We start from the raw sequence: 19,813 nt of genomic DNA on the forward strand, positions 1-19,813 counted from the left end.
CTCGTCGAGGTTTCCCGTCGGTTCGTCGGCGAGCAGCACCCTGGGCCGCTTGACGAGGGCCCGCGCGATGGCCACGCGCTGCTGCTGCCCGCGGGCGTCCGCCCGCGCCGACGAGCTGACCGACGCCGAGCTGCGCGCGGGCGGCGACGCTCTCCGCGCCAAAATCGGGGAGCTGCGGCCGCGTTGGCTCGCGGTCGCCGGGATCACGGCCTACCGGACCGCCTTCGGCGACAAGAAGGCGGCGGTCGGCCGCCAGGAGCGCACCCTCGCGGGCACCGGCGTCTGGGTGCTGCCCAACCCCAGCGGTCTCAACGCCCATTGGACGGTGGAGACCATGGCCCAGGAGTTCGCCAGGCTCCGCGCGGCTGCGGACCTGCCCTGACCGGTGGTCACCGGCTCGGGCCCGCCCCGGTCAGGGCGGGTCCGCGCCGGTGACCACCGCGACCAGGACGCGTTCGTGATCGGCGGGCAGCCCGGAGACCCCTATCGCTATCCACCGCCCGTCCATGTGCCACAGGTCGACGTCCGGCACGCTCCGCCCGAGCAGCCGCCACGGCTCCGCCGGCTCCTCCCCCTCGGCCTCCCGCAGGGCCAGGCTCCCGAGGCCGACGGTCTGCGGCTCCGCCTCCCAGCGCGCGGCCAGTTCGCGGCTGAGTGCGAGCCGCTCGGCAGCCGCCCGCTCATCGGCCGCGGCCCGGTCCGCGACATCGCCGTCCCACACGGGTGTTCTGGACAGCTCGGCCCAGTGGTGGGCCGGCCCGCTCGCGACCGTCCCGGTCCTTACCCGCTGCGCGGGGAAGGCCCGGGTACGCAACTCCTCGACGGCGGTGGCACGGTCGGCGGCCGGGACGCTGAAGGTCATGCCCCCAGTAAACCCGCCCCCGGCGCCGACATGGCCACCCGTCAGCCCCGCGCGCCCTCACGCCCCGCGCCGACCGCCCGTGTGCGGCGCGTGCGGTCAGCCCTTGGCGCGGCGGAGGCGTACGACGGGGATGTCGCGCGCCGTCTTGGCCTGGTAGTCGGCGTACGGCGGGTAGACGTCGAGCAGATGGGGCCAGACCCTGGCCTTCTCCTCGGGTGTGAGCGTCTCGGCCGTCGCCTCGAAGCGCTCGGGGCCCACCTGGACCCGGACCTCGGGGTTGGCGCGGAGGTTGAGGTACCACAGCGGGTGCTCGTCGGCGCCGCCCTTGGAGGCCACGATCAGCGGGTCGTCGCCGTCGAGCCCGTAGATCAGGACGGTGCGGCGCCACACGCCCGACTTGCGCCCCTTGTAGTCGAGGAGCAGGCAGGGCGAGCCGTTCATGTCGGTGCCCCGGGTGCCGCCGGACTCCGCATACTCCTTGGCCTGGTCGGCCACCCAGTCCGAAGGGCTGACCACCACGTCGTCTTGCTGAGCCATCGATGTGCCTCCGTGTCGATCCCTGACGTAGGGCTCCAGCCTCCATCGGCACTCGCCCGGTACGCAACCAGCGAGTAGCATCCGGCTCACACGCGTACGGGCAGGGAGGGCATCGTGGGGCGGCTGACCGGCGGGGACCCTTCACTGCTGCGGCGGATCAACTCCGCCGTGGTCCTGCACGCCCTGCGGGGCAGCACCCCCCTCACCCTGACCGACATGAGCGGGATCACCGGATTGTCCCGGCCGACCGTCGAGGGCGTGGTGGACGGCCTGACGGAGGGCGGCCTCGTCGTCGAGGTGCCGCCGGACGACGGCGAGGCGCGCAAGCAGGGCCGGCCCGCCCGCCGGTTCCGCTTCCGCGTCGAGGCGGGCCACCTGCTGGGGGTGGAGATCGGCGCCCACCGCGTCTCCGCGCTGATCTCCGCGCTCGACGGCCGCATCATCGGCGCGGGCCGCCGCGAGGTCTCCGAGGAGGCGGACGCCGACGAACGGCTCGAACGGGTACGGCAGGTGGTCGCCGACGTGCTGCGCCGCACGGGGGTGGCCAGGGGCTCACTGCGCGCGGTCGGCGTCGGCAGCCCCGGCATCGTGGAGGCCGACGGCACGGTCAGGCTGGGCACGGCCCTGCCTGGCTGGACGGGCCTGCCGCTGGGAGAGCGGCTGCGCAGGTCCTTCAGATGCCCCGTGGTGGTGGAGAACGACGCGAACACGGCGGCCGTCGCCGAGCACTGGAAGGGTGTGGCGACCGATTCCGACGACGTCGTGTTCGTCCTCGCCGGGCTGAGTCCCGGGGCGGGCGCCCTGATCGGGGGGCGGCTGCACCGGGGGTTCGGCGGCGCAGCGGGCGAGATCGGCGCGCTGCACCTGCTGGGGCGGGAGGCGACGCCGGAGGCGCTGCTCTCGACCACGGGCGAGCCGCTGCACCCGCTCGACGAGCACGCGGTGGCGAAGGTCTTCGCCCTGGCCAAGGAGGGCGACGTGCGGGCCCGTGAGGCGATGGAGCGCTTCACCCGGCGCCTGGTGCACGACGTGGCCGCGCTGTCGCTCGCGCTCGACCCCGAGTTGGTGGTGATCGGCGGCTGGGCCGCCGGGCTCGACGGCGTGCTGGAGCCGCTGCGCGGCGAGCTGTCCCGCTTCTGCCTGCGGGCGCCGCGGGTCGAGCTGTCGATGCTGGGCGAGGCGGCGGTGGCCACCGGTGCGCTGCGGCTCGCGCTCGACCATGTCGAGGAGGAGCTTTTCGCCGTGGAGCGCACGGTGACGGCCCGCCGCTGAGCGACGGGCCGTTCCGGAGCGGGGCGTTGAGGGGCTGTCAGGACACGGTGGGCGTGGCGGCACGTCACGTGCCAAGGCCCGGATACGAGTCGCCGGATACGGGTCGGCTGAGAGGCCCAGCCCGCTTCGGGGCCGGTGGCGGCGCGTCAGGAGGCGGCGCGCGCCGGCTCCTCGCTGATCTCGACCTCGCCCGCGTCCCCGAAGGTCAGCCGGCAGGTGTCCGCGCGGTACGTGGCGACGGAGACGGCCACCGCGCGGCCCGCGGCCAGGTAGCGCGTCGTCACCACGAGGACGGGTGCGCCGGGCAGCCGGTCGAGCTCCTTGGCGTCGTCGGCCCGGGCGGAGCCCAGCTCGACCGAGCGGTCCTGCCCCTCGATGCCGGAGCGCTGGAGCTCGCGCAGCACGCTCCGGGCGCGGGCGGGCCCCGACGGCGCGTCTATGGCGGAGAGGTCGGGCACCGAGGCGTCCGGGACGTACAGCAGTTCTGCGGCGACGCACTGGCCGTGGGTGGAGCGCACGCGGCGGACCATGTGCACCTCGGTGGCCGCGTCCGCGTCGAGGAGGCGGGCGACGGCGGCGGGCGGGACGGCCGCCGTGCAGTCGAGCGGCTGCCAGGCGTCGTCGGAAGCGCCGGGTCCGCTCGCGTGCGTCGTGGAGACGTCGACACCGAGGCGGGGCGGCGCGACCGTCGTGCCGACGCCGCGGCGGCGCTGGAGGCGCCCTTCGAGCTCCAGTTGTTCGAGCGCCTGCCTGAGCGTGGCCCGGGCGACGCCGAAACGCGCCGCGAGGTCGCGCTCGTTGGGCAGGATCTCCCCGACCTGGAACTCGGAGTCGAGGGCTTCGCCGAGCACGTTCTTGAGGTGCCAGTACTTCGGCTCCGGCACTGTCTCCAGCTGCGTGGTCCCCACCCTGCGCCTCCACGGTCGCCATCTGCGGCAGGATTCCATGCCCTTGTTTATTAAAGGTTCCTGCACTAAACGCGACGATAGGACCCCCGCGGGACTTGGTCAAGACCAATACCCGGGAATTGGGAGCGTTCCCAGGGCGCCGGGAGGGCACCGCGGGCCGGACCCCGGCGTCCGCGCGGCCGCCCGGCCCGCCGCACGCTCGCGGCGCGGAAGCCGTACAGGGCAAGGTGAGCGGGCCTTCGGGGGTGCGCGCACGGCCACGGCACCATGGTGCGGGCGCCGAGCGGCACACTCCCCCGCGGTCCCGCCGCCGTTCACGGAGTTGTCATACCGAGGCCGCCGCCGTCTCACGGTTCGGACGGCCGCGGGCAGTCGGCACGGCCGGGAGGGCCCTCGCACACCGGCGCGCACGCCGCCGCGCGGGACGCGACCGCCGGTGCGTTCCCGGGAATTCCCGCAGACCCCTCGTCACTCCGGCGAGCGGAGGGGATACTGTCCGTGGCCGCCTGCCGCGTCAGGGGTGCGGAGCCCGCGGAGCCGGAGGCGAAGCGGCCGGCCGCGCCGGGGCGCGGGAGCGGGACGGGGACACTGCGACCTGCGGCCGGGGCGAACCGCCCACCACCCGCCGTGCGTCCCTGAGTTCATCAGCGAGCTGTCAGGAACGGCCCAAAAATGACGCAAAGCCAATCAAAACCATCCTTAACCCACCAGTCATACTCCGTTCGTGATCACGAAACACCTGGCGGCCAGAGTGGTCCCATGAGTGATCCGACGTCCGGCACGAGCGCGCGGGGACCCCGCCCATGGCCTCGCCGTATCGCCGAATTCCTGCATCTTTCCAGGGCCGACGGCACACCCGGCGACACCGGGGACGGAACGTCCCTGTGGCGCGTGCGGGCGACCGTGGAGGACAAACCGGGCAGCCTGGCGCGGCTGTGCGCCGCGCTGGCCAAGGGCAGGATCGACATCCTCACGCTCCAGACGCACCCGCTGGCGACCGGCACGGTCGACGAGTTCCTCCTCCGCGCCCCCTCGGCGCTGCACGCCGACGGCCTCCTGCGGACCGTGCGCAGGGGCGGCGGCAGCCAGGCGTGGGCCGAGCGGGCCGACGCACACGACCTGGTGGACGCCCCGACGCGGGCCCTGGCGCTCGCCACCTGCACCGCCCTCGATCCCGCGGAACTCCCGCTCGCCCTGCGGTCCCTGCTCGGCAGGTGCTCCGTGCGGTCGGTCCCCGCGTACTCCCTGACGGGCACGCCGTCCGCCGAGACGGTGCCCGCGGAGGGCGTGCTCGACGGCACGTCGATGCGGCTGCGGGACGGAGGCGGCGGCACGCTGGTCGCCGAGCGCCCGTCGCTGCCGTTCACCCCCACCGAGTTCGCCAGGGCGCGGGCCCTGGTCGCGCTGGACACGCGTCTCGGCCCGCGCGGCGCCTGCGGCCAGGACGTGGCCGTCGACCTGCCTGCGCCGTCCGGCGGCATCACGCTGCGCAGGGTGGGCGAGGAGGCGCGTGCCGCGGCCGTCGCGCTGCACGGCCGCTGCTCGGAGGAGACACTCCGGATGCGCTACCACGGCCCGATGGGCGAGGCGGACGGCTACCTCGCGCACCTGCTCAGCCCTCGCTTCGGCCGCACCCTCGGCGCGTACACGCCGACCGGCAGGCTGGTGGGGCTCGGCCACCTCCTCTGGGACGGCGAGGAGGCCGAGGCCGCCCTGCTGGTCGAGGACGCCTGGCAGCGGCGGGGCATCGGCTCCGCGCTGCTCACCCGCCTCGCGGTGCTCGCGGTGCGGGACGGCTGCACCGGCCTGTACGCGGTGACGGCGCGCCGCAACAGGGCGGCGACCGCGGCCATGCGGGGCCTCGGGCTCCCCCTCGACTACCAGGTCGAGGACGGCACCCTGGTGATCACCGCCACGCTGGACCCGGAATCGGTGCGGGCGCTGGCCCCCGACGGGGACGCCGGCCTGTTCGGGGCGGGCCGCCCGGAGCGCTGACCGTACCCGCGCCTTCCCGCGCCGGTCCTTCAGGACCGCACCGCCGCGCACCTGCGCCCGCCACCGCCGGGGCGCGGCGGACCGGGGCGGCGCGGGGTGGGCGGGGTAGGAAGGACGGCTCCTCGTCGGGGAGGATGTCGGCATGTCAGAGACTTCCGGCAGCGCGCTGCCCCGCCAGGTCGCCGACGCCTACGTCGACGCACTCATCGAACTCGACCCCATCACCGGCACGTACCTCGGCGTGCGGGAGAGCAACAGCCGGCTGCCCGACTTCTCACCCGCCGGGTACGACGCGCAGGCCGAAGCCGACCGGGCCGCCCTCGCCCGGCTCGACGAGGCCGAGCGGCAGCCGGGCGCAGAAAGCGACGCGGAGCGGATGTGCGGCAGGCTGCTGCGGGAGCGGCTCACGGCCGCGCTCGCCGTGTACGAGGCCGACGAGCACCTGTGTGCGGTGAGCAACATCCACTCCCCCGCGCACAGCGTCCGCGAGGCGTTCACGCTGACGCCCACCGCGACCGAGGAGGACTGGGAGGCCGTGGTCGCGCGGCTCGGCGCCGTGCCCGCCGCGCTCGACGGGTACCGGGCCTCGCTCGGCCTCGGCCTCGAGCGCGGCCTCAAGGGCGGGCCGCGCCCCACGGCGACCTTCGTGGAGCAGCTCACCGAGTGGGCGGGCGAGGGCCACGGCTGGTTCGACGAGTTCGCGGCCGGGGCGCCCGAGCCGCTGCGCAAGGAGGCCGCCGTGGCCGCGCAGGCGGCGACCGCATCGGTGGGGGCGCTGCGGGACTGGATGCGGGACGTGTACGCGCCGGCCGTCGCCGGCGCCCCCGACACCGTGGGCGCCGAGCGGTACGCGCGCTGGTCGCGCTACTTCAACGGCACGGACCTCGACCTGTCCGAGGCGTACGCGTACGGCTGGGCCGAGTACCACAGGCTGCTGGCCGAGATGAAGACCGAGGCGGCCAAGATCCTGCCCGGCGCGACGCCGTGGGAGGCGCTGGCCCACCTCGATGTGCACGGCAGGCACATCGAGGGCGTGGCCGAGGTGCGCGAGTGGCTCCAGGGGCTCATGGACGAGGCCGTCGAGGCGCTCGACGGCACGCACTTCGAACTCGCGCCGCGGGTGCGCACGGTGGAGGCGATGATCGCCCCGGCGGGCGGGGCCGCGGCGCCGTACTACACCGCGCCCTCCGAGGACTTCTCCCGGCCGGGCCGCACCTGGCTGCCGACGATGGGCGAGACCCGCTTCCCCGTCTACGACCTGGTCTCGACCTGGTACCACGAGGGGGTGCCCGGCCACCACCTCCAGCTCGCGCAGTGGACCCATGTCGCGAGCCGGCTCTCCCGCTACCAGGCGACCGTCGGCACGGTGAGCGCCAATGTCGAGGGCTGGGCGCTGTACGCGGAGCGGCTCATGGACGAGCTGGGGTTCCTGCCGGACGCCGAGCGCAGGATCGGCTACCTGGACGCGCAGATGATGCGCGCCTGCCGGGTCATCGTCGACATCGGCATGCACCTGGAGCTGGTGATCCCCGCCGAGTCGCCGTTCCACCCGGGCGAGCGGTGGACGCCCGCGCTCGCGCAGGAGTTCTTCGGCATGCACAGCGGGCGGCCCGCGGACTTCGTGGAGAGCGAACTGGTCCGCTACCTCTCGATGCCGGGGCAGGCCATCGGCTACAAGCTCGGCGAACGGGCCTGGCTGCTCGGCCGGGAGAAGGCGAAGCAGCGGCACGGCGACGCCTTCGACCTCAAGAGCTGGCACATGGCGGCGCTCTCGCAGGGCTCGCTCGGCCTCGACGACCTGGTCGACGTGGTGTCGCGGCTCTGAGGCACGGGCCCGCCCCCGCAGGACGGCGGGGGCGGGCCGCGGCTCAGTCGAGGGGCGCCGTGCGCAGCCGTACGGTCGAGCCCTGACGGCCCTTGACCACTTCGAGCTGGGCCGGGATGCGGCGGCGCAGGTCCGCGACATGGCTGACGATGCCCACGCTGCGGTCGCGGTCGCGCAGCCCGTCGAGGACGTCGAGCACCTCGTCGAGGGTCTGGTCGTCGAGGCTGCCGAAGCCCTCGTCGATGAAGAGGGTGTCGAGCCGCACGCCGCCCGCCTCGTCGCTCACGACGTCCGCGAGGCCGAGGGCGAGCGCCAGGGACACGAAGAACGTCTCGCCGCCGGAGAGCGTCGCGGTGTCGCGCGTGCTGCCCGTCCAGGCGTCCACGACGTCGAGGCCGAGGCCGGAGCGCCGCTGGCCGGCCCGGGCGTCGGTGTGCACCAGCGCGTACCGCCCCGACGACATGTGCTGGAGGCGTACGGTCGCCGCGGCGGCGACCTGTTCGAGCCGCGCGGCCAGGACGTACGACTCCAGGCGCATCCGCCGCTCGTTCTGCGCCGACGTGCCCGCGGTCAGCGCGGCGAGCCCGGCGACCCGGTCGTAGGCGGCGCGCAGCGGGCCGAGGGAGCGGGCCTCGGCGTCGGCGAGCGCGGACAGGTCGGCGAGCGCGGCACCGCGTTCGCCTGCGGTGGCGAGCGCGGTGCTCGCCGCCCGCAGCGCGTCCTCCGCCGCCTCGTGCGCGGCGCGCGCCGCCGCGGTCTCCGCGCGCGGCCGGGCGGCCGCGTCGGCCGCGTCCTGCTCGGCGAGGCGCTCGGCGACGACGGCGGCCTCCCGCTGCCAGGCGTCGATGCGCTGCTGGAGCTCGCGGCGCGCCCGCGGGTCGAGCAGGGCGGCGGCCGCGGCCGCCGGGGTGTCGAAGCCCGCGCGGAAGGCGGCGTCCGCGAGGCGGGCGTCGGCGTCCTTGAGCCCGCTCGCCGCGCTGTCCGCAGCGCGCACGGCGTCCGCCGCCGCCGACAGCAGGGCGGCCCGCACCTCCAGGTCGGACGCGCGCCGGGCCACCGTGGCGGACGTGCCGCGGGCGCGCGACAACTCGGCCGCCAGGTGGGCCTGTTCCCGGTCGAGCGCCTCGCGCTGCGCGGTGCGGGACGCGACGGCGCGCTCGGCCTGCCGCTTGGCGTCCTGCCGGTCCCGGTACTCGCGCTCTGCCCGGTCGAGCGCCTCCTTCGCCGGGTGGGCGCGTGCGGCGGCCGCGCGGGCCTCCTCGTGGTCGCGGGTGAGCCGGTCGAACTCGTCGGCCAGGTCGGCCGCGGGCGTCTCGCCCGCCTCCGCGGCGGCCGCCGCGTGCGCCTCGCGGACGCGGGTGTACGCGGCGTCGGCGGTGCGGCGCGCCTCCTCCGCGCGCCGGTGTGCGGCCTGCGCCGCGTCCTCTGCGGCCGGGTCGACCTGGCCGGCCGCGGGCAGCGCGGGGGCCGGGTGCTCTGTGGCGCCGCAGACCGCGCAGGGGGTGCCTGGCCGCAGGGCGGCGGCGAGTTCGGCCGCCATGCCGCTGAGCCTGCGCTCGCGCAGGTCGAGCCACCTCTCGTGGGCGGCGGCCGCCGCGCGGGCCGCGGCGAGGGCGCGGGTCTCGGCCTCGGCGGCCTCGCGCGCCGCCGTGTCCCGGGTGCGGGCCGCCGCGAGCCTGCGCCTGACGGGCTCTCGGAGCCCGGCGAGGCGCTCGGCCGCGGTGGCCGCCCCCTGGGCCTCCTCGATCGCCTCGCGCAGCCCTGCCTGCCGCTCCTGCCAGCCGTCGAGCCAGCTCCCTGCTTCCCTCACGGCCTCCTCGTCGGCGCGCAACTGGCGTTCGAGATCGGCGCGTTCGCCGCGGAGCTCGGCCTCACGCGCCTCGGCCGCGCGCGCGGACGCGAGGGCGCCGAGCTCCTCACGCACGGTGCGCTCCGCCGCGGCGAGCGTCTCGGCTCCGGCGTCGGCGAGGTCGGCGGGCAGGGGGCGCCGCGCGGCGGCGCAGGCGTCAGCGGCGCCGCGGTCCTGCCGGGCGGCCGTGTCCCGCAGCGCGAGGGCCTCCTGGACGCGCTCGGCCCTGCGGTCGGCGTCGAGCAGCGCCTGCGCCGCTTCGCGGTCGGCACGGGCCTCGTCCACGGTGTCGGCGCGCTTGCGGGTCTCCGCGAACCGCTGCTGCAGCCTGGCCAGTTCGGTCTCGGCGTCCAGCGCGGCGCGGGCGGCGCGCTGCCTGCGGGCGGCCTCGGCGAGCGCGCGCTCCGCGATGTCGCGGCGCTCGGCCGCGACGGTGCGGGCGACGGCGGCCCAGGTGAGCACCGATGTCGCGAGCCCCGGGTCGCCGGGTCGCAGGGCGGGCAGGGGCGGGGCGCCGTCGGGGCCCGCGGCCTGCGCGATGCGCTGCGCCGTCGCGTACAGCCGCTCGTCGCCCGCGCGCACCCGCGCCTCCGCGCCGCGGCGCAGCTCGGCGAGGCGGTCCTCGACCGCGGCGAACCTGTGCGTGTCGAACAGCCGCCCGAGCAGCCTGGCGCGCTGCTCGGCGTCGGCCTGGAGGAACTGCGCGAAGTCGCCCTGGGGCAGGAGGACGACCTGGCAGAACTGCTCGCGGCTCATCCCGAGCAGTTCGGTGATCTCCTTGCCGATCTCCTGGTGCGTGCGGCTCAGGGCGCGCCACGCGCCCGTCCGCGCGTCGTACTCGCGCAGCGCGCTCGCGGCCTTGACGGTGGTGAAGCCGGCGCGGCCCTTCTTCGGGCGCCGCTGGGCGGGGCTGCGGGTGACTTCGAGGCGGCGGCCGGCGACGGTCAGGTCGAGGGTGACCTCGGTGAGGGTGCCGGGGGCCGCGTGGTCGCTGCGCAGGACGACGCCTGGCTTCTGCCGGGCGCCCGGCACCCCGCCGTAGAGGGCGAAGCAGACCGCGTCGAGGACGGAGGTCTTGCCCGCGCCGGTCTGGCCGCGCAGCAGGAAGAGGCCCGCCCTCGACAGGGCGTCGAAGTCGATCTCCTGGGTGGCGGCGAAGGGGCCGAAGGCGCTGACCGTGAGGCGGTGGAGTCTCACGGGGCGACCTCGCGGACCGCTCCGTCGACCCGTACGTCCTCGAACGCGCCACGCAGCACGGCGCGTTCGGCCTCGTCTGCGCCCGGGCCCCCGCGCACGTGGGCGACGAAGTCCTCGGCGATCTGCTGGTCGGTGCGGCCCCGCAGGCGCCGGGCGTAGGAGGCGGCGCCGGTGTCCTCGGCGCGCTCGGGCTCGAAGACCAGGCTGAGCGTGTGCGGGAAGCGGGCCGTCAGGCGGGCCATGGGCTCCTTCGGGCGTGCCGCGTCGGTGAGGGTGGCTTCGACCCAGGCGTCCTCATGTGCGGCGAGCGCCGGGGCGGCGAGCAGGTCCTCCAGGGTGCCCCTGATGCGTGCGAGCGGCCGCGGGACGGGGCAGTCGAGGCGCTCGGCCGCGATCTCCCCCTCGGGGCCCAGGTCGACGAGCCAGCTGGACTTGTGCTGGTGCGCCTCGGAGAACGAGTAGGCGAGCGGCGAACCCGAGTAGCGGACGCGGTCGGTGAGGCGCTGGGCGCCGTGCAGGTGTCCGAGGGCCACGTAGTCGACGCCGTCGAAGACCGCGGCGGGCACGGACGCCACGCCGCCGACGGCGATGTCGCGCTCGCTGTCGCTCGGCGCGCCTCCCGTGACGAAGGCGTGCGCGAGCACCACGGACCTGGTCCCGGCGGGCCGGGCCGCGAGGTCGGCGCGCACCCGGTCCATCGCGGCGCCGAGCACCGCCTCGTGCCGTGCCGCCGCGACCTTGAAGTCGTCGCGCACCAGGGAGGGTTCGAGGTACGGCAGCCCGTAGCAGGCGACCTCGCCGTGCGCGTCGGACAGCAGTACGGGGGTGCCGCAGGCCGCCGGGTCGGTGCGCAGGTGGATGCCGGCGCGCTCGATGAGCCCCGCGCCCACGCCGAGCCTGCGGGCCGAGTCGTGGTTGCCCGGGATCATCACCGTGGGCACCCCGGCGTCCGCGAGCCGGTGCAGGGCCCGGTCGAACAGCTCGACGGCCGCGAGGGGCGGCACGGCCCTGTCGTACACGTCGCCCGCGACCAGCACCGCGTCCACGGCGTGCTCGCGCGCCGCCGCCACCAGGTGATCGAGGAAGGCGGCCTGGGCTTCGAGGAGGCTCACCCGGTGGAACGACCGCCCCAGGTGCCAGTCCGACGTGTGCAGGAATCTCATGATCCCTGAGCGTATCCGCGGGGTGCGACAGTGCGTGCGGGGTCCCCGGGAAGGCCGGGAAAGTCGGCGGCCAGGGGTGTGGGGGTCGGCGCGGCGCGCCCCGGGTGCCGCCGCGCGCCCCGTCCGTCACGCACCGCCCGTCACGCGTCGCCGTATGCCTCGCCGCCCAGTTCGAGGCGCGCGGTGCCCGCGGTGGCGTCGGCGAGCCAGCCGCGAAAGGCGGCCACGTCGGCGTCGGGCAGGGTGAGGTCGATCGCGACGGCCTCGGTGTAGCGGACGCCGAGCACGGTGCGCCCGGTGGTGCGCAGGTCGTTCTCGAGCCGTCCGGCGCGCTGGTGGTCGACGGTGACGGTGGCGAGCCGCAGGCGCTTCCTCGTCCGGGTGCCGAGCGCGTCGAGCGCCTCGCCGACCACGCCGCCGTACGCCCGGATCAGGCCGCCTGCGCCGAGTTTCACCCCGCCGAAGTAGCGGGTGACGACCGCCGCGGTGTAGCGCACCTCGCGGCGCAGCAGCATCTGGAGCATCGGCGCGCCCGCGGTGCCGCCGGGTTCGCCGTCGTCGCTCGCGCGCTGGACGGCGGCGTCCGCGCCGATGACGTACGCGTGGCAGTTGTGGCTGGCCGCGGGGTGCTCGGCGCGGACGCGGGCGACGAACTCCTGTGCCTCGCGCTCGGTGGCGCAGGGCGCGAGGGCGCACAGGAAGCGCGACCTGTTGATCTCGGTCTCGTGGACGCCGGCGCGCGCGACGGTCAGGTACTGCTCGGGCATCGCCCCACCCTATGCGGGGGCGCGGGCGGGCCGGGGGCGGGAATGCCGGGCCGCGGCCGGTCCGTTGCCGGGACATGAACGCAGACGACTTCCCCGCCGGGTCCGCCGGATCCACCGGATCCACTGGGCCCGCCGGATCCGCCGGGTCCGCCGGGTCCGCCGGGTACGCGGACGACGCGACGATCCGCAGGATCCTGACCGGCACGGGCGACACCTGGGCCGTGGTGGGCCTCTCCGGCAACAGGGCGCGTGCCGCGTACGGCGTGGCCGAGGTGCTCAGGCGGTTCGGCAAGCGCGTGGTGCCGGTGCACCCGCGGGCCGAGGCCGTGCTGGGCGAGCCGGGGTACGCCTCGCTCGACGCGGTGCCGTTCGCCGTGGACGTGGTGGACGTGTTCGTCAACAGCCGGCTCGCGGGCGCGGTCGCCGACGAGGCCGTCGCGAAGGGCGCAGGGGCGGTCTGGTTCCAGCTGGGCGTGGTGGACGAGGCGGCGTACGCCCGTACCAGGGCGGCGGGGCTCGACATGGTGATGGACCGGTGCCCCGCCATCGAGATCCCCCGGCTCGGCTGAGGCCTCGGGCCGTGGCCCCGCCGGGGGTTCAGCGCAGCGCGGGGACGGACACGGACATCATCAGCTCGACCCGTTCGGCGCCGTCGTTGCGGTAGCCGTGCGGGACGTTCGCCTCGAAGGCGGCCGAGCTGCCCGCCGGCACGGTGTGGCCGGTGCCGTCCACGAGGAGGGTGAGCACCCCGGCCGTGACGTGGAGGAGTTCCGTGGTGGCGGGCGGGTGCGCCTCCGAGGTGCTCTCGTCGCCCGGCATCAGGGTCCAGGACCACAGTTCGCGCGGGCCCTCGCCCTCGCCGCCGACGAGCAGGGTGGCCTGGCTGCCCGCGGGGGTGGACCACATGCGCACGGCCTGCTCGCGGGGGACGACGCGGACCTGCGGGCCGTGCTCGAAGTCGAGCAGGGTGGCGATGCTGACGCCGAGCGCGTCGGCGAGCTTGACGGTGGTGCCGACGCTGGGGTTGGTGCGCGCCTGCTCGATCTGGATGATCATGCCGCGGCTGACGGACGCGCGCTCGGCGAGGGCGTCGAGGGTGAGCCCCCGGTCGGCGCGCCAGTGTTTGAGGTTGCGGGCGAGCGCCTGGGTGAGCTGGTCGAGGTCCACGACGAGTCAGTCCAATACATTCGACTAGACAGGGCAGGAGACTGCACTATGGTGGACGGCGTCCAGCCGGTCCTCCGCAGTGCACCTCATCGTGCACCACACTGTACTTCGAGGCGCGATGAGCGTTCTGTTCGCCCTGACCACCAGCCTGCTCATCGGCTTCGCCGACTTCGGCGGCGGGCTCCTCACGCGCCGCGTCCCCGCCCTCACGGTCGTCGTCGCCTCCCAGGCGGTCACGGTCGTCGTGCTCGGCGCCGTCGTCGCGGCCACCGGCGCCTGGACCACGGCCGACGCCCGCCTCTGGTACGCGGTCGCGGCCGGCGCGGTCGGCCCCGCCGCCATGCTCTGCTTCTACCGGGCCCTCGCGCTCGGCCCGATGGGCGTGGTCTCGCCGCTCGGGTCGCTGGGCGTCGCCGTGCCGGTCGCTGTCGGCATCGCGGTCGGCGAGCGCCCCGGGCTCGTCCAGCTCGCGGGGGCGGGCGTCGCCGTCGCGGGCGTCGTCCTCGCGGGCGGCCCCGAGCTGCGGGGCGCGCAGGTGCGGCGCGGCGTCCTGGCGCTCACCCTCCTCGCGGCGCTCGGGTTCGGCGCGGTGATGGCGCTGATCTCGGAGGCGTCGTCCACGGTGCCCGGCCTGTTCCTCGCGCTGTTCACGCAGCGCGTCACCAATGTCGCGGTCGGCGGCGGCGCGCTGTGGGCGGCACGCAGGCGCGGCGCCGCCGTCCTGCCCGAGGGGCCGGAGGGCGCCGGGGCGCGGACCCTGCTCGCCGCGCTGCCCGCGCTCGCCCTCGTCGGGCTCGCCGACGTCGCGGCCAACGGCACGTACAGCGTCGCGGCCCACAGCGGCCCCGTCACCGTCGCCGCCGTGCTCGCCTCCGTCTATCCGGTCGTCACCGCGCTGACGGCGCGTGGCGTCCTCGGCGAGCGGCTGCGCACGGTGCAGGCAGCTGGCGCCGGGCTCGCGCTGGCCGGCGCCCTGCTGCTCGCCGTGCCCTGACGGGCGCTCAGCCCCCGGTGCCGCGGGCGGGCGGCCCGCCCTCCTGCGGCGCGCCGCCCTGGACCGGTACGGGCGGCGGCGTCCGCAGCGGCGGCTGCCAGCCGCCCGCGGGGTCGTAGCTGCGGACGACCCGGGCAGGGGCGCCGGCGACCACGGCGTGGTCCGGCACGTCGCCCCGTACGACCGAGCCCGCGGCGACCACCACGTTCCTGCCGAGCACCGCGCCCGGCAGGATCACCGCGCCGGTCCCGAGCCAGCAGCCCGGCCCTATGGCGACCGGCGCGATGCGCGGCCACTGCTTGCCCACGGGGGTGGCCGGGTCGTCGTAGCTGTGGTTCGTGGTCGTGATGTAGACGTACGGCCCGCAGTACGTGTCGCTGCCGATGGTCACCCGGGTGTCGGCGATGACATGGCTGCCGCGGCCGATCACCACGCCGTCGCCGACCGTGACGTACGGGTCGGGCCCGAGGTCGAGGCCGGGCACGAGCCCCGCCGTCAGCGTGACCTGCTCCCCCACCACGCAGTAGTCGCCCAGCTCGATCCACCGCTCGCCGAACACCGTCCCCTGCGGAAAGGCCAGCCTGGTGCCCTCGCCGATCCTCCGGAACCGCAGCCGCCCCGGGTGGCCTGCCGTGACGGCGCCCGCCTCCTGGACCAGGCGCCAGCCCCGGTGCACCGCGCGCGTCGCAGCGCGGCGCACCGGGGCGGTCAGCGCCGCGTACACGTTTTCGCTCATCCGCACAGGCACACGGTAGAGGAGCTCTCGCGCCAGGGCGGCCGCGCGCCCCGGCCCCGGGCGTCTATCACGCGCACCATCCGTCGCGCACGTGTTCCGGTACGAACTCCCCCCGACGGGTGGCCCCGGTGCATTCCCGGCGTACAGGGCCGATCGCCCGTGGTTGCATGACCGCCACATCCGAGCGCACCCAACCCCGAGGGATCGCGGAATGTCAGTGCCTGTCGTCCCCAGACCGCGCCGCCGGCACCCGGCCCGGTCGTCACTCGCCCCCCTGGCCCTGCTCGCGGCGGGCGCCGTCGCCGCGGCCTCGGTCTCGGCCGCCGCCCCGCGGCCGGCCCGCGGGTGGGTGGTGGGCACGTCAGCGGTCGGCTGGCTGGTACTCGCCGCCGCGTGCGCGAGCGGCGCCGCGCTGCTGCGCCTCGCGCGCCGGCGCTCGCGCGAGGCGGGCGGCGAGGCCGCGACGCTCGGCGCCCGGCTGGCCGCGGCGGACGCGGACGCCGCGCACCTGGTCACGGTCGCCCTGCCCGCCGCCGCCGAGAAGGCCAGGGGCGGGGCGTCCCCCGACGAGATCCTGGGCGCGGTGCAGGCGCCGACCGACCAGCGGCTGCGCCGGGTCCTCGAAGTCTTCGTGGCGGAGGTCGCCGACAGCGAGCGGCGCGCGGCGACCGCGACCACCGAGCGGGACGCGCTGGCGCGCCGCTCCCGGGAGGCGGCCGACGGCCTCGACACCCTGCTCGACACGACCCTGCCGCCCGCCATCGCCCGGCTGCGCACGGGCAGTTCCGCGGGCACGGTGCTCGGCGAGACGCCGCGCCCCGACGACCCCGCCCTCGCCAACCTGATGGAGCGGATCGTCCGCGAGGTCGCCGTGGGCGAACGGCGCGCGCTCGTCGCGCAGAAGGCCGGCACCAAGGCGCTCAGCCAGGTGCAGGCGAAGGCCGTCACGATCCTCGCCGACCTGCGCGACATGGAGGATCGTTACGGCGAGGAGGTCTTCGGCGACCTGCTCAAGCTCGACCACAACGCTTCGCAGCTCGGCCTCCTCACCGACCGGCTCGCCATCCTGCTCGGCGGCCGCGGCAGCCGGATCTGGAACAAGCCGATCGGCATGGAGAGCATCCTGCGCGGCGCCGCGGGCCGGATCGCCGCGTACCGCCGGGTACGCCTGCACTGTCCGAGCGAGGCGGCGATCGTCGGCTTCGCCGCCGAGGGCGTGATCCACCTGCTGGCCGAGCTGATCGACAACGCGGCCAACTTCTCCCCGCCCACCGACGAGGTGCACGTCTACGTCGAGGAGCGGACCGCGGGCGTCGTCGTGACCGTCGAGGACAGCGGCCTCAAGATGGCGCCGCAGGTGATGCAGCTCGCGGAGCGGGCCGTCTCGGGCCGCCACAACGACCTCTCGAAGCTCCAGAGCACCCGGCTCGGCCTCGCCGTGGTCGGCCGCCTCGCCGAGCGGTACCGCATCAGCGTCAACTACCGCCCCTCGTCGCGCGGCGGCACCGGCGTCGTCGTGCTGATCCCGCCGCAGCTGATCGCGCAGCACCAGAGCGACGACACCGCGGACGCGCCGCCGCAGCTGCCGGTCCGCGAGAGCGTGGCAGCGGCGGCACCCGTCGCCGCGCCGGCCCCCGCGAGGCCCGCCCCCGCCGGCGGGTCTCCGCAGTACCGCGGCGGCCCGCGGGTCGCCACACCCGGCGGCCTCCCGGTGCGCCCGCCGGGGCGCACCATGGCGGCCGCCGACCGGGACAGGCACCAGGACGTGCCGCCGCCGCGTACGGCGGCCACCGGCAGGGGCGCGGGCGAGCAGTTCGGCGCCTTCCACCGCTCGCAGCGCCCGCAGCAAGGACCGTCCGACACCTCTCAGGAATCGTGAGACCACGCATGCAGACCACAGACAGCAGCCTGACCTGGCTCCTGGAGAACCTGCTGGAGCGCACCCCCGGGACCCGGCACGCCCTCGTGCTCTCGCGTGACGGGCTCAAACTCTGCTGGAGCCGCCATCTCACCGTCGACCAGGCCGACCAACTCGCGGCCATCTGCTCGGGCATCCAGGCCCTCGCGCAGGGCGCGTCCGTCGAGTTCGGCGGGGGCGGCGGTGGGGTGCGGCACTCCATGACGGAGTTCCACGGCGGCCTCCTGTTCATCGTGGAGGCGGGGGACGGCGCCCACCTGGCCGTGATCGCGGAGGACGGCGCGGACGCGGGCATGGTGGGGCACCAGATGACGGAGATGATCGAGCAGATCGGGGACCACCTGCGGGCGGAGCCCCGCACCCCGGCCGAGCACGCCGCGTCATGACGCGGCGCCCCGTCGACATCGGCTTCCCCGACCGGCTCTACATGGTCACGGGCGGCCGCAGCAGCGCCGACGACACGGCCTTCGACCTCGTCACCCTGATCGTCAGCGAGAGCGAGCCGGCGGCGGGGCTCCAGTCCGAGCACGTGCGCATCCTCGACCTGTGCCGCCACCCCACGGCCGTCGTGGAGGTCGCCGCCGAGCTGCGGATGCCGGTCACGGTGGTCCGCATCCTCCTCGCCGACCTGCACGCGACCGGCCGGATCACCGCGCGCCACCCGCACGGTTCGCGCCCCGCGGCCTCGCTGCCCGACTCCGTCCTCTTGAAGGAGGTGCTCCATGGACTCCGCAGTCTCTGAACTGCCAGGCCGCACACCGCTCGACGACGCGGCGGAGACCGGCTTGAAAATCGTCGTGGTGGGTGGCTTCGGGGTGGGCAAGACCACCCTGGTCCGCTCGGTGAGCGAGATCAGGCCGCTCAACACCGAGGAAGTCATGACGCAGGCCGGGGTCGGCGTCGACGAGACGGACGGCGTGGTCGCCAAGACCACCACGACCGTCGCGTTCGACTTCGGCCGCATCAGCCTCAACGAGCGCATGGTGCTCTACCTGTTCGGCGCGCCCGGGCAGGAGCGCTTCTGGTTCCTGTGGGACCGGCTGTTCTCGGGCACGCTGGGCGCGGTCGTCCTGGTCGACACCCGCCGCATGAGCGACTCCTGGTACGCGGTGGACCGGCTCGAACACCACAGGACCCCGTTCGTCGTCGCGGTGAACCGCTTCGACGACGACACGTCGTCCTTCTCGCTCGACGAGATCAGGCAGGCGCTCTCACTCTCCGACGGCGTGCCGCTGATCGACTGCGACGCGCGGGTGCGCTCGTCGGGCAAGCACGTCCTGATCACCCTCGTCGACCACCTCTACGAACTGGCCATGGCCCGGGAGATGACCCCATGACCGACTCCGCACCGCCGCTCGCCGAGGGCGGGCCGCCGGCCGGCTGCCCCGCCCGTGCGACGGGGGTCAGGCTGAGCGGCCTCGCCTACCAGCAGACCCCCTCGGAGCTGTACAGGTCGCTGCGCAGGGACCACGGCCCGGTGGCGCCCGTGCTGCTCGACAACGACATCCCCGCGTGGCTGGTGCTCGGCTACAACGAGGTCTCGTACGTGACCGGGCACGACGAGCTGTTCGCGCGGGACTCGCGGCGCTGGAACCAGTGGGACGCCATCCCGGCCGACTGGCCGCTGCTGCCGTTCGTCGGCCACCAGCCCTCGGTGCTGTTCGTGGAGGGGGACGAGCACCGGCTGCGGGCCGGGGTGATCAGCCGGGCCCTCGACGCCGTCGACCAGATGGAGCTGGCGTCGGCCTGCCAGGAGATCGGGGAGGTGCTGATCGCCGCCTTCGCCGGCAGCGGCCGGGCCGAGCTGATGGCGTCGTACGCGCACCCGCTGCCGATGCACGCCGTCGTCCGGCTGTGCGGCATGCCGGCGGGCGGCCTCGACACCGAGGAGCTCGTACGGGACCTGCGGCTCTCGCTCGACGCGCACGAGGGCGAGGACCCGGTCGCCGCGTACGGCAGGGTGCAGGCGCGCATCGAGCAGCTGGTGAAGGAGAAGCGCGCGGCGCCGGGCGACGACGTGACCTCGCGGATGCTGCTCGACCCCGCGGGGCTCGGCGACGAGGCGGTGGTGCAGGACGTCATCACGGTCATCGCCGCGGCGCAGCAGCCCACGGCCAACTGGATCGGCAACACCCTGCGGCTGCTGCTCACCGACGACCGGTTCGCGACCACGGTGGCCGGCGGCAAGCTCAGCGTCGGGCAGGCGCTCAACGAGGTGCTGTGGCTCGACACACCGACGCAGAACTTCATCGGCCGGTGGGCGGCGCGGGACACGCAGCTCGGCGGCCGGCAGATCAAGGCGGGCGACTGCGTGGTGATGAGCTTCGCGGCCGCCAACACCGACCCGCAGGTGTGGCCCGAGGGGCCTGCGGGGGCGGAGAACTCGGCGCACCTGTCGTTCAGCAACGGCGAGCACCGCTGCCCGTTCCCCGCGCCGCAGCTGGCGGACGTGATCGCGCGGACCGCGGTGGAGACGCTGATGGAGCACCTGCCCGACGTGGTGCTCGGCGTGGAGCCGCACGAGCTGCGCTGGCGGCCGTCCGTGTGGATGCGGGGGCTCGCCGACCTGCCGGTCGGCTTCACGCCGGTGCTGCACTGAGCCTGGGCCCGCACCGTTGCCGCG

The 19,813-nt window shown here is 75.5% G+C and carries 17 protein-coding genes and 3 pseudogenes; 11 read left to right on the forward strand and 9 right to left on the reverse strand.

All coding sequences use genetic code 11. The features are described from left to right. Positions 1-90: pseudogene (locus AB0910_RS17995) on the reverse strand (ATP-binding cassette domain-containing protein); the annotation flags it as partial. Position 91: 1 nt separating this feature from the next. Here AB0910_RS17995 and AB0910_RS18000 point away from each other — a divergent pair. Then, positions 92-382: pseudogene (locus tag AB0910_RS18000) on the forward strand (uracil-DNA glycosylase family protein); the annotation flags it as partial. A gap of 30 nt (positions 383-412) precedes the next feature. Here the strand turns inward: AB0910_RS18000 and AB0910_RS18005 are convergent. Together AB0910_RS18005 and AB0910_RS18010 are read right to left on the reverse strand one after the other, a co-directional pair. Then, the gene (locus AB0910_RS18005; protein WP_366745573.1) at positions 413-862 is read right to left on the reverse strand and encodes a hypothetical protein; all 450 of its coding nucleotides are present in this window, start codon (positions 860-862) and stop codon (positions 413-415) included. A 96-nt stretch (positions 863-958) separates the two neighbouring features. Then, positions 959-1,399 carry a nitroreductase family deazaflavin-dependent oxidoreductase gene (locus AB0910_RS18010; protein ID WP_366745574.1) on the reverse strand — a complete coding sequence of 147 codons (441 nt, stop codon included), beginning with the start codon at positions 1,397-1,399 and terminating at the stop codon, positions 959-961. A 114-nt stretch (positions 1,400-1,513) separates the two neighbouring features. Between AB0910_RS18010 and AB0910_RS18015 the strand changes: the two genes are divergently transcribed. Next, on the forward strand, positions 1,514-2,671 hold the full coding sequence (locus AB0910_RS18015) for an ROK family protein (RefSeq protein ID WP_366745575.1): 1,158 nt from the start codon (positions 1,514-1,516) through the stop codon (positions 2,669-2,671). 146 nt (positions 2,672-2,817) lie between these two features. Here the strand turns inward: AB0910_RS18015 and AB0910_RS18020 are convergent, their stop codons facing one another. Continuing rightward, positions 2,818-3,579 carry a GntR family transcriptional regulator gene (locus tag AB0910_RS18020; RefSeq protein ID WP_366745576.1) on the reverse strand — a complete coding sequence of 254 codons (762 nt, stop codon included), beginning with the start codon at positions 3,577-3,579 and terminating at the stop codon, positions 2,818-2,820. Between the two features lie 876 nt (positions 3,580-4,455). On the opposite strand from AB0910_RS18020, the pseudogene AB0910_RS18025 reads away from it, so the two are divergent. After that, positions 4,456-5,574, forward strand: a pseudogene (locus tag AB0910_RS18025) (GNAT family N-acetyltransferase); the annotation flags it as partial. A 142-nt stretch (positions 5,575-5,716) separates the two neighbouring features. Further along, the gene (locus AB0910_RS18030) at positions 5,717-7,399 is read left to right on the forward strand and encodes a DUF885 domain-containing protein (protein WP_366745577.1); all 1,683 of its coding nucleotides are present in this window, start codon (positions 5,717-5,719) and stop codon (positions 7,397-7,399) included. A gap of 43 nt (positions 7,400-7,442) precedes the next feature. Here the strand turns inward: AB0910_RS18030 and AB0910_RS18035 are convergent, their stop codons facing one another. The 3 genes from AB0910_RS18035 to AB0910_RS18045 all read right to left on the reverse strand — a co-directional run bounded on the left by AB0910_RS18035 (position 7,443) and on the right by AB0910_RS18045 (position 12,375). Continuing rightward, on the reverse strand, positions 7,443-10,445 hold the full coding sequence (locus AB0910_RS18035) for an SMC family ATPase (RefSeq protein ID WP_366745578.1): 3,003 nt from the start codon (positions 10,443-10,445) through the stop codon (positions 7,443-7,445). Continuing rightward, positions 10,442-11,608 carry an exonuclease SbcCD subunit D gene (locus tag AB0910_RS18040; RefSeq protein WP_366745579.1) on the reverse strand — a complete coding sequence of 389 codons (1,167 nt, stop codon included), beginning with the start codon at positions 11,606-11,608 and terminating at the stop codon, positions 10,442-10,444. The genes AB0910_RS18035 and AB0910_RS18040 overlap by 4 nt, the downstream gene beginning before the upstream one ends. Positions 11,609-11,748: 140 nt before the next feature. Further along, positions 11,749-12,375: a YigZ family protein gene (locus AB0910_RS18045; protein ID WP_366745580.1), complete on the reverse strand. Its 627-nt coding sequence runs from the start codon at positions 12,373-12,375 to the stop codon at positions 11,749-11,751. 74 nt (positions 12,376-12,449) lie between these two features. Between AB0910_RS18045 and AB0910_RS18050 the strand changes: the two genes are divergently transcribed. Further along, a complete protein-coding gene (locus tag AB0910_RS18050; RefSeq protein WP_366745581.1) occupies positions 12,450-12,944 on the forward strand; it encodes a CoA-binding protein in 495 nt (164 codons plus the stop codon). A 28-nt stretch (positions 12,945-12,972) separates the two neighbouring features. Here the strand turns inward: AB0910_RS18050 and AB0910_RS18055 are convergent, their stop codons facing one another. Beyond that, positions 12,973-13,542 (reverse strand): XRE family transcriptional regulator, encoded by a 570-nt coding sequence (locus AB0910_RS18055; RefSeq protein WP_366745582.1) that lies wholly within the window; start codon positions 13,540-13,542, stop codon positions 12,973-12,975. Positions 13,543-13,660: 118 nt separating this feature from the next. Here AB0910_RS18055 and AB0910_RS18060 point away from each other — a divergent pair, with 118 nt between their 5' ends. Beyond that, positions 13,661-14,536 carry an EamA family transporter gene (locus tag AB0910_RS18060; protein WP_366745583.1) on the forward strand — a complete coding sequence of 292 codons (876 nt, stop codon included), beginning with the start codon at positions 13,661-13,663 and terminating at the stop codon, positions 14,534-14,536. 7 nt (positions 14,537-14,543) lie between these two features. On the opposite strand, the gene AB0910_RS18065 is transcribed toward AB0910_RS18060, so the two are convergent. Next, complete coding sequence (locus tag AB0910_RS18065; RefSeq protein ID WP_366745679.1) at positions 14,544-15,272, reverse strand: acyltransferase; 729 nt, start codon at positions 15,270-15,272, stop codon at positions 14,544-14,546. A gap of 211 nt (positions 15,273-15,483) precedes the next feature. Here AB0910_RS18065 and AB0910_RS18070 point away from each other — a divergent pair, with 211 nt between their 5' ends. The 5 genes from AB0910_RS18070 to AB0910_RS18090 are packed head-to-tail and all read left to right on the forward strand — an operon-like array spanning position 15,484 to position 19,789. Further along, positions 15,484-17,151, forward strand: coding sequence for an ATP-binding protein (locus AB0910_RS18070; RefSeq protein WP_366745584.1), 1,668 nt, complete (start codon positions 15,484-15,486; stop codon positions 17,149-17,151). A gap of 8 nt (positions 17,152-17,159) precedes the next feature. Next, positions 17,160-17,576, forward strand: a complete 417-nt coding sequence (locus tag AB0910_RS18075; RefSeq protein WP_366745585.1) for a roadblock/LC7 domain-containing protein — start codon at positions 17,160-17,162, stop codon at positions 17,574-17,576. Next, positions 17,573-17,932, forward strand: coding sequence for a DUF742 domain-containing protein (locus tag AB0910_RS18080; protein WP_366745586.1), 360 nt, complete (start codon positions 17,573-17,575; stop codon positions 17,930-17,932). The genes AB0910_RS18075 and AB0910_RS18080 overlap by 4 nt, the downstream gene beginning before the upstream one ends. Continuing rightward, positions 17,913-18,527: an ATP/GTP-binding protein gene (locus tag AB0910_RS18085; RefSeq protein ID WP_366745587.1), complete on the forward strand. Its 615-nt coding sequence runs from the start codon at positions 17,913-17,915 to the stop codon at positions 18,525-18,527. Before AB0910_RS18080 ends, AB0910_RS18085 begins: the two co-directional genes overlap by 20 nt. Further along, on the forward strand, positions 18,524-19,789 hold the full coding sequence (locus AB0910_RS18090) for a cytochrome P450 (RefSeq protein WP_366745588.1): 1,266 nt from the start codon (positions 18,524-18,526) through the stop codon (positions 19,787-19,789). Before AB0910_RS18085 ends, AB0910_RS18090 begins: the two co-directional genes overlap by 4 nt. Positions 19,790-19,813: the final 24 nt, after the last annotated feature.

Source organism: Streptomyces sp. NPDC047002, from assembly GCF_040704505.1.
Lineage (GTDB): Bacteria > Actinomycetota > Actinomycetes > Streptomycetales > Streptomycetaceae > Streptomyces.